General features: G+C 59.7%; 12 protein-coding genes and 2 pseudogenes. 12 read left to right on the top strand and 2 right to left on the bottom strand.

Annotation, left to right across the window (positions count from 1 at the left end):
• The 11 genes and pseudogenes from BIS11_RS02175 to BIS11_RS02125 all read left to right on the top strand — a co-directional run.
• Positions 1-430: pseudogene (locus BIS11_RS02175) on the top strand (contractile injection system protein, VgrG/Pvc8 family); the annotation flags it as partial.
• Between the two features lie 323 nt (positions 431-753).
• Positions 754-1,272: a hypothetical protein gene (locus BIS11_RS02170; RefSeq protein WP_253420665.1), complete on the top strand. Its 519-nt coding sequence runs from the start codon at positions 754-756 to the stop codon at positions 1,270-1,272.
• Positions 1,273-1,373: 101 nt separating this feature from the next.
• Positions 1,374-2,141 carry a hypothetical protein gene (locus BIS11_RS02165; RefSeq protein WP_253585694.1) on the top strand — a complete coding sequence of 256 codons (768 nt, stop codon included), beginning with the start codon at positions 1,374-1,376 and terminating at the stop codon, positions 2,139-2,141.
• A gap of 216 nt (positions 2,142-2,357) precedes the next feature.
• Positions 2,358-2,525: a hypothetical protein gene (locus BIS11_RS02160; protein WP_253420659.1), complete on the top strand. Its 168-nt coding sequence runs from the start codon at positions 2,358-2,360 to the stop codon at positions 2,523-2,525.
• Positions 2,526-2,743: 218 nt separating this feature from the next.
• Positions 2,744-3,304: a hypothetical protein gene (locus BIS11_RS02155; RefSeq protein WP_253420656.1), complete on the top strand. Its 561-nt coding sequence runs from the start codon at positions 2,744-2,746 to the stop codon at positions 3,302-3,304.
• A gap of 128 nt (positions 3,305-3,432) precedes the next feature.
• Positions 3,433-3,762: a hypothetical protein gene (locus tag BIS11_RS02150; protein WP_253420652.1), complete on the top strand. Its 330-nt coding sequence runs from the start codon at positions 3,433-3,435 to the stop codon at positions 3,760-3,762.
• 10 nt (positions 3,763-3,772) lie between these two features.
• Positions 3,773-4,504, top strand: coding sequence for a hypothetical protein (locus tag BIS11_RS02145; protein ID WP_253420648.1), 732 nt, complete (start codon positions 3,773-3,775; stop codon positions 4,502-4,504).
• 490 nt (positions 4,505-4,994) lie between these two features.
• The gene (locus BIS11_RS02140; protein ID WP_253420646.1) at positions 4,995-6,014 is read left to right on the top strand and encodes a tryptophan--tRNA ligase; all 1,020 of its coding nucleotides are present in this window, start codon (positions 4,995-4,997) and stop codon (positions 6,012-6,014) included.
• A gap of 179 nt (positions 6,015-6,193) precedes the next feature.
• A complete protein-coding gene (locus tag BIS11_RS02135) occupies positions 6,194-7,222 on the top strand; it encodes an AI-2E family transporter (RefSeq protein WP_253420644.1) in 1,029 nt (342 codons plus the stop codon).
• A 113-nt stretch (positions 7,223-7,335) separates the two neighbouring features.
• Complete coding sequence (locus BIS11_RS02130; protein WP_367399059.1) at positions 7,336-8,493, top strand: YeeE/YedE family protein; 1,158 nt, start codon at positions 7,336-7,338, stop codon at positions 8,491-8,493.
• A 168-nt stretch (positions 8,494-8,661) separates the two neighbouring features.
• Entirely contained in the window at positions 8,662-10,338 is a 1,677-nt protein-coding gene (locus BIS11_RS02125; protein ID WP_253420640.1) for an NAD-dependent malic enzyme, read from the top strand.
• Positions 10,339-10,498: 160 nt separating this feature from the next.
• Here the strand turns inward: BIS11_RS02125 and acnA are convergent, their stop codons facing one another.
• Positions 10,499-13,234, bottom strand: coding sequence for an aconitate hydratase AcnA (gene acnA, locus BIS11_RS02120; RefSeq protein WP_253420638.1), 2,736 nt, complete (start codon positions 13,232-13,234; stop codon positions 10,499-10,501).
• 286 nt (positions 13,235-13,520) lie between these two features.
• Between acnA and trxB the strand changes: the two genes are divergently transcribed.
• Positions 13,521-14,471 (top strand): thioredoxin-disulfide reductase, encoded by a 951-nt coding sequence (gene trxB / locus BIS11_RS02115; protein WP_227391090.1) that lies wholly within the window; start codon positions 13,521-13,523, stop codon positions 14,469-14,471.
• On the opposite strand, the pseudogene BIS11_RS02110 reads toward trxB, so the two are convergent.
• A pseudogene (locus BIS11_RS02110) lies at positions 14,450-14,742 on the bottom strand (pilus assembly protein); the annotation flags it as partial. The gene trxB and the pseudogene BIS11_RS02110 sit on opposite strands and share 22 nt — an antisense overlap.

Below are 14,742 nucleotides of genomic sequence, written 5' to 3'. Positions count from 1 at the left end.
GAGAGCGCCCACCGGCTGGTATTTGCCGATGACCCTCAGGTGCTGGCGAATCAGGGTGAGCGAACCTACCACAGCCGCGCCGGCGGCACTGCGCCCACGCGCCATGTGCGCAAGCTCAGCCACACCGCTCGCGTAGCGGCGGCCCACCGCCTCGCTAAAAGACTACAGCTTCAAGAACCCGGCCTACGCCCAACTGCACGAACACCTGGGCCGCGACGTGGAAGCCCACAGCCAGCAGAGCGACTATAAGCACTTCGACTACCCCGACCGCTACATGCAGGACGCCTCCGGCAAGCTCTTCACCCGCATTCGTCTCGAGCACCTGCGCCGAAACGCCACCACGGCCCGCGCCGAAAGCGACTTGCCGGAACTCGCCCCCGGCGTGCGCTTGAGCCTCACCGACCACGATACGCAGAACCTCAACCGCGACTGACGGGTATCGCCGCTAAACTTGCAAGTCGCGTTGCAGGAATGTCCGCGTTTGCGGCGATCGGTGCTGGAGTAGAGTCTTGGTAGGTTTGGCAGAGCAGGTCTTCTTCAACTAGTGCTGAGGAGCGTCGAGCGATCAGTGCAAAATTCTTAACAACGATAGGCATGACCGGCGTTGGTATTGCACAGTTAGGGGGGCTTTGCTTGGGCGGTGGTTTGCCTTTGCTTGGATATTGGCACCATGGGCGAGTTGGGCACTACTTGCTCTCAGCGTAGGCTACTTACTTTCTTCCATGCCAGCCGATTACTACCGCCGGGATTGGGGTGCGGCTTTGGCTTTATCAAAGTACCTGGGGCAACGCCAAAAAATGGTCGAATAGCGATGAAGAAAATACGGCTGAACTGCGTGCTCTGAACGAGGCGCTGTTTGCCCCCGCTCTTAAGCTCACACCTGTGGTGAAAACAGAGTTTGATATATCAACGACCATGTCCTCCTACTCCCCGGGTAGACAGGTCACCACCCTGCAAGGGTATTGGGTGCAGCTGGCCCTCCCTGCTACGCTGGCTGGAGAAGGCGTCTCGGTTTCTGAGCAGGTGGCGGGAGGCTTTTGGGCGCCTGCTGCAAGTTTTCAAGAGCGACCACTACAGGGAGAAGAGCGGGAGTTGCCCGGTGCCTCTCAGTATCAGGCAGATAATCCGTTACGAGTTTGGCAAGCGTGGCTTCCTGCTGAACGACTGGCAGCGGGAGAACCCTTTCTCATGGAAGTCGCCTATGACGAAGCCGTTTATAGTGATACCAACGGCGGGCTCAGCTTCACCTTTTTTCAAACCGGAGCCCCGTGAAGGTAAGCGCGACGTGGAAGTCAGCGAGCGCTTCCACGGTACCGACAACTCCGTCAAAGTGCCTCTAACGGTACCTGCCGTTTAACTAATTGAAGAGTGTAATGCGTATGTGGTTTATTCAACCTAAGCACGATTATGTGGCGGAAATGCCATGGAAGCACTTGGAGGAGCCTGCGATAATGACGTGGCAAATTCGTGTGCGTGATTACAATACATTTGTCGCTAATCTGTTTTTTTGCATATGGCTTTTTGCTGGCTGTCTTTTTTTGTCTCTGTTGATTTTTAAAGCGGGTGGTAATAGAGATGTTTTGGACTACGTAAATTTGATACCTTTTGGGGTGTTGGCTTTGTGTGCTCCTATAGCGATGAGTGTTTTTTTTCAAACTGCAATTATTGTGTATAGACTAACAGAAAATCGCATAGAAGCTTTTTCTTGGAAACCACAAATTGATTCAGTCAAGCCCGTTATGAAATGGACGGCTGTAGGGTCTGGTGTATTGGTGATGTTTTTGGTGTTTATTGATCCTGGCTTTATTGTTGCCGCTATTGGCCCCGTCGGCATTGGTGCTATGGCGGCGTTGATGGGTAATTCGAAAAGCTACCAATCTATGGTGAGAGATGAAGATTATCATGTGATAGATTGGCCAAATGCAGAAGCTATTGCAGTTTGGAGGAAGCGCAACCTAATTGGTTTGCGCTTCACTTGGCATAATGAGGATGGGTCCCATTACTCTGTTTACAGTAAAGTCTATTGTCGCCATCAGGACTTTGACGAGTGTCTGTCATTCTTTAAGACGCGCCTGCCTGATACGCCATATCGTGAAGGAAAACTAATTGTTCATTCGCACTTTGCGACATTACCAGAGTAAGTGTTTAAGCTTTGTTCCACGTCAACTATTTCGTGCGTGCCCGGCCCGTGTAACCGGGCATTTTAATTTCAGTGTAGGGTGCATTCTGGTTACTCTGCTATCACCACTTATGACTGCCAGACTTAGGAAGCTACAGGTGGCTCCTCTGCAAATTCTGTACGAGTATGGCAAGCGTGGCTGCCTGCTGAACGACTGGCAGAGGGAGAACCCTTTCTCATGGAAGTCGCCTATGACGAAGCCGTTTATAGTGATACCAACGGCGGGCTCAGCTTCACCTTTTTCAAACCGGAGCCTCGTGAGGGTAAGCGCGACGTGGAAGTCAGCGAGCGCTATCGCGGTACCGACAACTCCGTCAAGGTCCCTTTAACGGTCCCTGCTGTTTAATTAATTGAAGAGTGTAATATGTATGTGGTTTATTCAACCTAAGCACGGTTATGTGGCGGAAATGCCATGGAAGCACTTGGACGAACCCACGATAATGACGTAGCAAGTTCGTACATGTGATTACAACACATTTTTGCTAACCTATTTTTTTTGCATATGTCTCTTTGCTAGCGGCCTTTTTTTCGCTATTGATTTTCAAGGCGGGTGGTGATAGAGATATGCTTAGTTATGTGAACTTAATACCTGTTGGGGTGTTGATTTTATGTACTCCTATAGCGATGAGTATTTTTTTCCAAACTGCAATTATTGTGTATCGAGTAACAGGAAATCGTATAGAAGCATTTTCTTGGAAGCCGAAAATTGATTCAGTCAAGCCCATTATTAAATGGATTGCTATAGGGTCTGGTGTATTAGTGATGTTTTTGGTTCTTATTGAGCCTAGCTTTATTGTTGCTGCTATTGGCCCCGTCGGCATTGGTGCCACGGCGGCGTTGATGGGTAATTCGAAAGGTTACCAGTCCATGGTTAGAAGTCAGATGGAATATGAGATTGCATGGCGGGATGCAAAAAATATTTACGCATACCCAAACAGAAGTATTATTGGCTTGAATTTGTACTGGAACCATCCGGATACAGGAGAGGAGATGAAGAATTTTGTTAAAGCTATATTTATACCCAAAAACAAGTACGATGATGTTCTTGAATTTTTTAAGTCAAATCTCCCTAATGTGCCAGTCATAGAGGGGAAGTTTGACGTTTGTCAGTTTGAAGTTTTTTGATACCCGTGTTTTTATTTTGGGGGAGATAATAGGTTTTGTTTCGATATACCTGCTGTTTAGTTTCTATTGGCAGCCTCTGCTGGCATAGTTTTCTCCTCATGCCGTAACAGGTTAAATCTTGGAATTTGGTGAAGCCTACTAAGATTATTTTCAATAAAGCAAATTTGGGGAAGCGACGGGGTGTAACCGTAGCTTCCCCATTCCAAGTAGATGGTCCGTTAGGAGTATGGCAAGCCTGGATTCCCGCCAGTGAACAGGCTGAGCGCGAGCCGTTTGTACTGACAGTGAATTATGCAGAGACGCTGCTCGCATCATCAGAAAGTAGCTTGGGCTTTACCTTTTACAAGCCGAATGCCGCCCGCGGCAAAAAAGAGATCGAGCCCAATGGCGAAGAAGGCCAAGGCATCAGCCTGCCTGCTCGCTTTGACATCACGGTACCCATGAATTTAGAAGATTAAGGATGTTGATATGTGGTTTTTACAACCCAAACAGGACTATGTCTCTCAGATACCATGGAAACATGCGGATGAGCCTGACGTCATGAGTTGGCAAATTCGTGCGCGTAATTACAATATATTTGTTGCTAATATTTTGTTTTCTGTTTTGTTTTTTGTTTGTTTGGGGTCGGCGTATTTAATGTCTTTTGGAGGCTGGAGTTTATTGTCTAAGTTTTTAATAGGGGGGGGGATGTTTTTATTGTTTTTACTGATCACTATGAGCATGACCCACCAGACCTCTATCCTTGTTTACAGATTTACAGCGCAAAGCGCTGAAGTGTGCTCCTGGAAACCGCAAATGGATTCGGTAAAACCATTTTTAAAATGGTCCGCTATTATTTTGATGCCGATCGTTCTAGTGCTGATTCTCATGGACCCCTCGCTACTCATTACTAGTCTAGGACCGCTGGCAATGGGCTTTGCTGCCTGGATGATGGGATCATCAAAAGGCTACCAGGAAATGGCCCGAGGAAGTCGACATGAAGAGATTGACTGGACAAAAACGGAGCATATCAAGATCTGGAGAAAACGAAGCATGATTGCGTTGACGTACCAGTGGAAGCCTTTCAAACGTAATTCTAGCTATCGGCCGAGAACACACCTTCTCTACTGCCTTCCCGAAGAACTGGATGATCGCATTCAGTTCTTCAAAGACCACCTGCCTGATGCTAAACATGAAGAAGGCAAAATTGATATACCATAAAGCTCGGGTTTTAGCGAGCTAGTGGTATCACATTCGCAGCGAAGGGGCTGATATAAAAGCCTAGATTCAAGTAGCAAGAGCAGCACCTACGGTATCCAGAGATAAAGCTATACGATACGTAGGAGTCAGCCTACCGCGCGAGGGGTTACGCATCGGGGTTTGCCAACTCTTATCTATACGTATTTCCTGCTGGCTGCGTCATAGACGTGGCCGCTTCCAGCATGAGCCGAATTATACGCGGGAGTACCATCAGAAGAAGGCTAACCTGGTGCGCCTGCATTTTTATGATTTAACGAGCCGGGGTACTATTCAGTTCTGGAATCGGGATAGCAGAATGAATCGCCTCGGGTTTCGTAGATATCCTCAGGATTGATCCTGAGGATATCTAGGAGGCCCTATGAGATGGCAATGCTGGCCGGGCGACGCTTTCCCTTTGTAGCGTGTACAATCTCCTATCTTTTCGATTTTTTAACGCTGGATCAATCTCGCTATGAACAACGCCAAGACCCGTGTGCTGACGGGGATTACCACCACCGGCACGCCCCATCTGGGGAACTATGTGGGCGCCATCAAGCCGGCCATCGAGGCGAGCCAGGACCCGAACGTGCAGTCGTTCTACTTTCTGGCCGACTACCATGCGCTGATCAAGTGCCAGGAGCCGAGCCGGGTGCAGCAGTCGCGCCTGGAGATCGCGGCCACGTGGCTGGCGCTGGGCCTCGATACCGACAACGCGATCTTCTACCGCCAGTCAGATGTGCCCGAGATTCCCGAGCTCATGTGGATGCTCTCCTGCGTGTGCGCCAAGGGCCTGATGAACCGTGCCCACGCCTACAAGGCGGCGGTGGCCGACAATGAAGAAGCGGGCAACCAGGATGCCGATAAAGGGATCACCATGGGGCTGTTCGGCTACCCGGTGCTGATGGCAGCGGACATCCTGATGTTCAACGCCAACAAGGTGCCGGTGGGGCGTGACCAGATCCAGCACATCGAGATGGCCCGCGACATCGCCGGGCGCTTCAACCACCTGTTCAAGGGCGACTACTTCGTACAGCCCGAGGCGGTGGTGGACGAGAAGACCGAAGTGCTGAAGGGTCTCGACGGGCGCAAGATGTCGAAGAGCTACGACAATACCATCCCCCTCTTTTCGCCGGAGAAGAAGCTTCAGAAGCTGGTCCGCAAGATCAAGACCAACTCGCTGGAGCCCGGCGAGCCGAAGGATCCGGCCAGCTGCACGCTGTTCCAGATCTACTCGGCGTTCGCCAGCGACGATGAAACTCAAGCGATGCGCGAGCAGTACGCGGCGGGCATCGGCTGGGGCGATGCCAAGAACCAGGTGTTCGACTACCTGAACGCCCAGCTGCGCGAGCCCCGCGAGCGCTACACTGCGCTGCTGGAAGACCCGGGCCATATCGAGGCGGTGCTGCAAAAGGGCGCCGAGCGCGCCCGCGAGGAGGCGACCCGCACCATGGAGCGCCTGCGCGCGGCGGTGGGGTTGGGGCGCTTCGTCTAAGCTTGCTCCCCGATGTGAACGCTATCCTGAGCCCTGCCCATCGGCAGGGCTTTTTTGTGCTTGGGCGATCACTTGCCAGTGCGTTGAGCCGGGGGTGCGTTAAACTGGAGCCTGAGGGAAGAAATTGCTTCGGTGCTGGGCACGATTCGTGTCGCCGGGCTCTACAAAAGGATCATTGAATGCAATCGACGTATCGTCATCAAACGTTCACCGAAAAGGCGATGATCGTGCTGGCGCTGGGGATTCTCGCGCTGGTGCTGTGGAAGCTGGTGGGGCTTGTACTGCTGATCTTCGGGGCAGTGGTGGGGGCGTGCATCCTGCAGACCTGCATGGTGCCGCTGCTCAAGTGGGGGCTGCCGCGCTGGCTGGCGCTTTTGATCGTGATCGTGGTGCTGACGCTTTTGCTGGCGGCGATCAGCGTCGCCTTCGGCTCGCAGGTGGCCTCCGAGCTCGAGTCGCTCTCGTCGCTGCTGCCGGACGCATGGCAGCAGCTCCAGGAGCGCCTGGAAGGTTCGCCGCTGGCTCCCTTGATGGAGAACGCCGGCGAGCGGGCGGGGTCGATGTTCGAGAACGGACTGGGCCAGGTCGGCATGGTGGTGGTCTCGATGGGCGGCAGCCTGGTCAACTTCTTCGCGTTGATCGTCGGCATGGTGTATTTCGCCGCCCAGCCGGGGGTCTACCGCCGCGGGCTTTTGCTGCTGGCGCCGATCAAGAGCCGCGACCGTCTGGGCGAGGCACTGGACAAGAGCGGCAAGGCGCTGCGCTTCTGGCTGGGCGGGCAGCTCGTGGCCATGGCCGTGACCGGTATCCTGGTCGGGGTGAGCATGTGGCTGATCGGCGTGCCTGCGCCGCTGGGTCTCGGGTTGATCGCCGGGCTGCTGGACTTCGTGCCGCTGGTGGGGCCGCTGATCGCCGCCATCCCGGCACTTCTGCTGGCCTACACGGTCAGTCCTGAAACCGCGCTGTTCGCGCTGATCGCCTACGTGATCATCCAGCAGATCGAGGGCAACGTGCTGCAACCGCTGGTGCAGCAGCGCGCGGTCAACCTGCCGCCGGCCATGCTGCTGTTCTCGCTGTTCGCCGCCAGTACGCTGTTCGGCATGGCGGGGGTGCTCCTGGCCGCACCGCTCACGGTGATCGGCTTCGTGCTGGTCAACGCGCTCTACGTGCAGCGCGAAGAGGACGAGACGTCGAAAGACGAGGCGTGAGCCTCGCTGGGATTCGTGGAACCATTGAACGAGAAAGGTGTGCTATGTCGACCAATCCTGCCTCCCTGGAGGCCGAAACTCCCGCCAGCAAGTACCGGGTGCCGCTGATCGCGATGGCCGCGGTGGTGTTCGGTGCGCTCTTGATCGGCGTGTTCTTCAGCGCCAACACCGGCATGCTGATGATCGTCGGCGCGCTGCTGGGCGTGGTGCTCTATCATGCCGCCTTCGGCTTCACCGCCGCCTGGCGGGCGTTCATCACCGAGCGCCGGGGCCGCGGTCTGCGCGCGCAGATGGTGATGCTGGCGCTAGCCGTGGTGCTGTTCTTTCCGGCACTCGGGGCGGGCGAGCTGTTCGGCCGGCCGGTGTCCGGGTTCGTCTCGCCCATCGGCGTGTCGGTCATCGTCGGGGCGTTCATTTTCGGGCTGGGCATGCAGCTCGGCGGCGGCTGCGCCTCGGGGACGCTGTTCACCGCTGGCGGCGGCAACGCGCGCATGTTGATCACGCTGCTGTTCTTCATCGTCGGCTCGGTGATCGGCACGGCGCACTTCGCCTGGTGGCAGAGCCTGCCGGCCTTCGCGCCGGTGTCGCTGGTCGACGTGGCGGGGCCCGGCGTGGGTATCGCCATCAGCCTGGTGATCTTCGCCGCCATCGCCGCCCTCACCGTGGTGCTGGAGAAGGGCCGTCATGGGCAACTGGAGAAGGCGCCCAAGGTGGCCAAGCCCGGCCGCGCGCGCTGGCTGGAAGGCCCCTGGCCGCTGATCGCCGGCGCCGTGGCGCTGGCGCTCTTGAACTTCGCCACGCTGGCGCTGGCCGGGCGCCCCTGGGGCATCACCTCGGCCTTCGCGCTGTGGGGCGCCAAGGTGTTCGAATTCATCGGCGGCGACGTTTCCCAGTGGGGCTACTGGCAGTCCGAATCCAACGCGGCGGCGCTCTCCTCCAGCATCTTCTCGGACATCACCACGGTGATGAACATCGGCATCATGCTCGGGGCCCTGGCGGCGGCGCATCTGGCCGGGCGCTTCGCGCCGAACTTCAACATTCCCATCCGTTCGGTGATCGCGGCGATCCTCGGCGGGTTGATGCTCGGCTACGGCGCGCGGCTCGCCTTTGGCTGCAATATCGGCGCCTACTTCAGCGGTATCGCCTCGGGCAGCCTGCACGGCTGGATATGGATGGTGGCGGCCTTTGGCGGCAACATGCTGGGCGTGAAGCTGCGCCCGCTGTTCTTCGACGGCGTGGAGGGTCGAAAACCAAAGGCCAAGACCGCCTGACGCTAACTGATTGATGTCCAATGCCCCGCCTCAAAAGCGGGGCATTTTCTTTGCTCAAAGCAGGTGCAGGTGCCACCTTTGTCGTAGTAGCGTGATACATTATGCCGTCATAACCGTAAACGCTTGAAATTGCTGCGCTGCAGCAGTAATGGACGAGAAGAGAGCCCTATGACTCAAAGTAAACGCCCCTTGTACATTCCTTACGCCGGTCCTTCCTTGCTCGAAATGCCGCTATTGAACAAAGGCAGTGCGTTTACTCAGGAGGAGCGGGTCGCCTTCAATCTGATCGGTCTTCTGCCCCAGAAGGTCGAGACCATCGAGGACCAGCTGGAGCGCAGCTACCGCCAGTACCAGCAGTGTCATAGCGACCTCGACCGTCACATTTACCTGCGCGCCATCCAGGACGACAACGAGACGCTCTACTTCCGCCTCGTCTCCGAGCACCTCGAGGAGATGCTGCCGATCATCTACACGCCGACCGTGGGCCAGGCGTGCCAGGAGTTCTCCAACATCTACCGCAATCACCGGGGTCTGTTCATCAGCTACCCGGATCGCGAGCACATGGACGACATCCTGCGCAGCGCCACCAAGGACAACGTCAAGGTGATCGTGGTCACCGATGGCGAGCGGATCCTGGGCCTGGGGGATCAGGGCATCGGCGGCATGGGCATCCCGATCGGCAAGCTGGCGCTCTACACCGCCTGTGGTGGTATCAGCCCGGCCTACACGCTGCCGATCATGATCGACGTGGGCACCAACAACCAGGCGCTGCTCGACGACCCGATGTATATGGGCTGGCGCCACGAGCGGGTGAGCCAGGAAGAGTACGACGCCTTCATGGCGGAGTTCATCGCCGCGCTCAAGCGGCGCTGGCCCAACGTCCTGCTGCAGTTCGAGGATTTCGCCCAGGCCAACGCCGTGCCGCTGCTGGAGCGCTACCGCAACGAGCTGTGCTGTTTCAACGACGACGTGCAGGGCACCGCCTCCGTCGTGGTGGGTACCTTGATGGCCGCCTGCCAGGCGCGCGAGGAGACCATCGCCCAGCAGCGCGTGATGTTCGTCGGTGGCGGCTCGGCGGGCTGCGGCATCGCCGAGCAGGTGGTGGTCGCCATGCAGGCAGAGGGGCTGACCGAGCGCGAGGCCCGCGAGCGCATCTTCGTGATCGACCGCGAAGGCCTGATGACCACGGACCAGACCTGGCAGCGCGACTTCCAGCGCCGCCTGGCCCACGACCCCGCGCTGGTGGCCGGGTGGAACGGCCAGGGGCTCGAGGAGACCATCGCCCGGGTCAAGCCGACGGTGCTGATCGGCGTGTGCGGCCAGCGCGGCATCTTCACCGAGCAGGTGATTCGCACCATGCACGCCGGCTGCGAGCACCCGGTGATCATGCCGCTTTCCAACCCCACCTCCCAGGCGGAAGCGGTGCCCGAGGACGTGATTCGCTGGACCGATGGCCAGGCGCTGGTCGCCACCGGCAGCCCCTTCGCGCCGGTAGTCTACAACGGCCGCACTTACCCGATCGCCCAGTGCAACAACGCCTACATCTTCCCGGGGATCGGTCTTGGCGTGGTGGCGGCCAAGGCGCACCGCGTGACCGACGAGATGCTGATGAGCGCCTCCCGGGCCCTCGCCCGCGAAGCGCCGCTGGTGAAAGAGGGCAAGGGCGCGCTGCTGCCGCCGCTGTCGAAAATTCGCGAGATCAGCCAGGCGATCGCCTTCGAGGTCGCGGCGACCGCCCAGCACAACGGCGTGGCGCTGACCACCAGCGGCACCCAGCTGCGCCAGGACATCGAGAGCGCGAGCTGGGACCCGGACTACCGCGCCTACCGTCGGCGCGCCGTCTAGACCCTTATCGCCCGGCCTTGTCGCCAAGCCCCAGCGCCGCTGCCTTCGCAGCGGCGTTTTCGTTGCGGTGAAAACGGTGTGGCCAAAGCGTCGTGACGAAAACGTCGTGACGAAAAAAAGCCCCCACGATGTGGGGGCATGCAAGCATTGGGGGTAGTACCTAGGCTGCGCCGATCATTTTGCGCAGCACGTAGTGAAGGATACCACCGTGGCGGTAGTAAGCCAGCTCGTTGAGGGTATCGATGCGGCATTTCGCCTCGAGAGTGCGCTCGCCGTCGGCGTTCTTGAGGGTCACCTTGACGGTGGCGCCGGGGCTCAGATCCGCCAGGCCCGCGATCGAGATCTCCTCGTCACCGGTCAGCCCCAGGGTCTGGCGGCTCTCGCCTTTCGGGAACTGCAGCGGCACCACGCCCATGCCGATCAGGTTGGAGCGGTGGATGCGCTCGTAGGATTCGGCGAGTACCGCGCGCACGCCGAGAAGGCGCGTGCCCTTGGCCGCCCAGTCGCGGGAGGAGCCGGTACCGTACTCCTTGCCGGCGATCACGACCAGCGGCGTACCCTCCTGCTGGTACTTCATGGCGGCGTCGTAGATCGACATCTGCTCGCCGCTCGGCACGTGGCGGGTCTCGCCGCCGACCACGCCGTCGAGCATCTCGTTCTTGATGCGCACGTTGGCGAAGGTGCCGCGCATCATCACCTCGTGGTTGCCGCGCCGCGAGCCGTAGGAGTTGAAGTCCACGGGCTTGACGCCGTGCTCCTGCAGGTAGCGCCCGGCGGGGCTGTCCGGCTTGATCGAGCCTGCCGGCGAGATGTGGTCGGTGGTGACCGAGTCGCCGAGCATCGCCAGCACGCGCGCGTTGTCGACGTCCTCGATGGGGTCGGGCTCGCGGCCCATGCCCTCGAAGAAGGGCGGGTGCTGGATGTAGGTGGACTCCGGCCACTGGTAGACCTGGCTTTCCGGCACGTCGATCGCCTTCCAGGTCTCGTCGCCTTCGAACACCGCGCCGTACTCCTTGCGGAACATCTCGGTGTTGACCTTCTCGACCGCCTCGGCGATCTCCGCCTGGGAGGGCCAGATATCCTTGAGGTAGACCGGGTTGCCGCTTGAATCCTCACCCAGCGCTTCGGTCGCCAGGTTGCACTGCACGTTGCCGGCCAGCGCGTAGGCGACCACCAGGGGCGGCGAGGCGAGCCAGTTGGTCTTGACCAGCGGATGCACGCGGCCTTCGAAGTTGCGGTTGCCCGAGAGCACCGAGGCCACCGCCAGGTCGCCTGCGTTGATCGCCTTCTCGATCGCTTCGGGCAGCGGCCCTGAGTTGCCGATGCAGGTGGTGCAGCCGTAGCCCACCAGGTTGAAGCCCAGCGCGTCGAGGTCGTCGTTCAAATTCGCCGCGGCCAGGTAGTCGGTGACCACCTTGGAGCCCGGGGCGAGCGAGGTCTTGACCCAAGGCTTGGTGGCCAGGCCCTTCTCGCGCGCCTTGCGAGCGAGCAGGCCCGCCGCCATCATCACGCTGGGGTTGGAGGTGTTGGTGCAAGAGGTGATCGCGGCGATCACCACCGCGCCCGGGTTGAGGCGGAAGTTCTGGCCGTCGTAGGCGACGTCCTGGCTATCGTTGTGCTCGAAACTGCGCTCGATGCCCACGGCGGTCTGGCCGCCTTCGGAGGAGAGCTTGCCGGTCTCGGTGCTGGGCTGGCTCTTGCCGTCGTCTTCCATCACCTTGGCGAAGGCGTCGGGCAGACGCTTGAGCGATACCCGATCCTGCGGGCGCTTGGGCCCGGCCAGGCTTGCCTCGACGGTGCTCATGTCGAGTCCCAGGGTGTCGCTGAAGACCGGCTCGTCGCCGGGCTCGCGCCACAGCCCCTGGGCCTGGGTGTAGGCCTTGACCAGCGCGATCTGGCCGTCGTCGCGCCCGGTCAGGCGCATGTAGTTCAGGGTTTCGTCGTCCACCGGGAAGAAGCCGCAGGTGGCGCCGTACTCCGGGGCCATGTTGGCGATGGTGGCGCGATCCGCCAGCGGCAGATCCTTCAGGCCGTCGCCGTAGAACTCGACGAACTTGCCCACCACGCCTTTCTGCCGCAGCATCTCGGTGACGGTGAGCACGAGATCCGTGGCGGTGATGCCTTCCTGAAGCTTGCCGGTCAGCTTGAAGCCGATGACCTCGGGAATCAGCATCGACACCGGCTGGCCGAGCATCGCGGCCTCGGCCTCGATACCGCCCACGCCCCAGCCGAGCACGCCCAGGCCATTGATCATGGTGGTGTGGGAGTCGGTGCCCACTAGGGTGTCGGGGAAGGCGAAGGTCTTGCCGTTCTCCTCTTTCGTCCACACCGACTTGCCCAGGTACTCCAGGTTCACCTGGTGGCAGATGCCGGTACCCGGCGGTACCACGCTGAAGTTGTCGAAGGCCTGCTGGCCCCAGCGCAGGAACTCGTAACGTTCGCGGTTGCGCTGCATCTCGATCTCGACGTTCTCGTCGAAGGCCGTGGCGTGGCCGAACTCGTCGACCATCACCGAGTGGTCGATGACCAGATCCACCGGGGAGAGCGGGTTGATGCGCGCGGGATCCTCGCCGAGCTTTTCCACCGCGGCACGCATCGAAGCGAGATCCACGACCCCGGGGACACCCGTGAAATCCTGCATCAGCACGCGGGCAGGGCGATAGCCGATCTCGCGGCTCGACTTGCCCTCCTTCTGCCAATCCACCAGCGCCTGCATGTCGTCGCGCTCCACGCTTTCGTCGTCGGCGAAGCGCAGCTGGTTCTCGAGCAGGATCTTCAGGGTCTTGGGCAGGCGGTCGATGTTGCCGAGCGCCTCGGCGGCGTCCGGCAGGCTGTAGTAGGCGTAGGATCGGCCTCCTACCTCGAGGGTCTTGAGCGTGTCGGGAGTCGTGCTCATTGCTTTCTCCTGTGTTGATCTGGACATTGGCCGGTGGAGATGCGGCGCCACGGTTGCGCGTTTTCTTTTACGTACCTTATTAATAGCACATGGGTATTTTCAGGCAGCCTTTCAATCCATCTTAGCCTAATGGCGTAGCCTTACCCTTGTAATCACTTGTACTTGACGCCATTTCAGGCAGACTCTCCTGCTCGATTCCCATACTCGGCTCCCCGGGGCCTGCGCCGCGCGCCCATGCGCCGACGCGCCCGCCGGGCCGTTCGCTTTCAAGTACAGAGGTGGTGGCATGGAAACACGTCATGAACGTTTGATTATTCTTGGCTCCGGGCCGGCCGGCTACACCGCGGCGGTGTACGCTGCCCGCGCCAACCTGAAGCCGCTGCTGATCACGGGGCTTCAGGCCGGTGGCCAGTTGACCACCACGACCGACGTGGACAACTGGCCCGGCGAGGCCGAAGGCATCCAGGGCCCGGCGCTGATGGAAAAGATGCAGGCCCACGCCGAGCGCTTCAATACCGAGGTGCTGTTCGATCACATCCACGAGGTGAGCCTGGGTGAAAAGCCGTTCACCCTGAAGGGCGACAGCGGCACCTATACCTGCGATGCGCTGATCGTCGCCACCGGCGCCAGCGCCCGCTACCTGGGCCTGCCCTCGGAGCAGCAGTACATGGGCCAGGGCGTCTCCGCCTGCGCCACCTGCGACGGTTTCTTCTACCGCAACCAGGAGGTGATCGTGGTGGGCGGTGGCAACACCGCCGTGGAAGAGGCGCTGTATCTCTCCAACATCGCCTCGAAGGTGACCCTGGTGCACCGTCGCGACACGCTGCGCGCAGAGAAGATCCTCCAGGACAAGCTGCTCGAGAAGGTCGAGGCGGGCAAGATCGCGCTGGAGTGGTTCCAGCAGGTGGACGAAGTGCTGGGCGATGCCAGCGGCGTCACCGGCGTGCGGGTGAAGTCGACTCTGGACGGCACCACCAAGGAGATTCACGCCCCGGGCCTGTTCATCGCCATCGGCCACAGCCCCAATACCGGCATCTTCGAAGGCCAGCTCGCCATGAAGGGTGGCTACATCACCGTGAACTCCGGGCTCGAGGGCAACGCCACCGCGACCAGCGTGCCCGGCGTGTTCGCCTGCGGCGACGTGATGGACCATATCTATCGCCAGGCGATCACCTCGGCGGGCAGCGGCTGCATGGCCGCGCTCGACGCCGAGCGCTACCTCGACGGCATCGCCTGATCGCTGCAGGCCGGGGTAGCGGGGTCGAGGCGCAGCCGCCCCAGCTGACTGAGCACCAGCCGGCGGCCGAGGGCGCCGCTGCACAGCTCGAAACGGCCGTTGTAGCCACTGGCATGCCCAAGGCGCGTGTAGCGAACCTGCGGCCAGCCGCGATTGTAGGTGATATGACTGCCCTCGCGCGCCGGAAAGAGGCGGATCACGTGATGACGGTCGATCTCGCCTTCCGGCGCGCCTGTGACGACCGCCAAGGGGCGGCGCCAGTCCGACGTGC

Origin of the sequence: Halomonas sp. 707D4, from assembly GCF_024158685.1 — a bacterium.
In the GTDB taxonomy this organism is placed as follows: domain Bacteria; phylum Pseudomonadota; class Gammaproteobacteria; order Pseudomonadales; family Halomonadaceae; genus Vreelandella.
The sequence above is the reverse complement of the archived record's forward strand: the minus strand, read 5'-3'. Positions and strand labels throughout refer to the sequence as shown.

Excerpts from the sequence above, each read along its gene's own strand:
- BIS11_RS02165 (WP_253585694.1), top strand. The coding sequence starts at position 1,374 with ATGCGTATGTGGTTTATTCAACCTAAGCACGATTATGTGGCGGAAATG.
- BIS11_RS02160 (WP_253420659.1), top strand. The coding sequence starts at position 2,358 with ATGGAAGTCGCCTATGACGAAGCCGTTTATAGTGATACCAACGGCGGG.
- BIS11_RS02155 (WP_253420656.1), top strand. The coding sequence starts at position 2,744 with ATGCTTAGTTATGTGAACTTAATACCTGTTGGGGTGTTGATTTTATGT.
- BIS11_RS02145 (WP_253420648.1), top strand. The coding sequence starts at position 3,773 with ATGTGGTTTTTACAACCCAAACAGGACTATGTCTCTCAGATACCATGG.
- BIS11_RS02140 (WP_253420646.1), top strand. The coding sequence starts at position 4,995 with ATGAACAACGCCAAGACCCGTGTGCTGACGGGGATTACCACCACCGGC.
- BIS11_RS02135 (WP_253420644.1), top strand. The coding sequence starts at position 6,194 with ATGCAATCGACGTATCGTCATCAAACGTTCACCGAAAAGGCGATGATC.
- BIS11_RS02130 (WP_367399059.1), top strand. The coding sequence starts at position 7,336 with ATGGCCGCGGTGGTGTTCGGTGCGCTCTTGATCGGCGTGTTCTTCAGC.
- BIS11_RS02125 (WP_253420640.1), top strand. The coding sequence starts at position 8,662 with ATGACTCAAAGTAAACGCCCCTTGTACATTCCTTACGCCGGTCCTTCC.
- acnA (WP_253420638.1), bottom strand. The coding sequence starts at position 13,234 with ATGAGCACGACTCCCGACACGCTCAAGACCCTCGAGGTAGGAGGCCGA.
- trxB (WP_227391090.1), top strand. The coding sequence starts at position 13,521 with ATGGAAACACGTCATGAACGTTTGATTATTCTTGGCTCCGGGCCGGCC.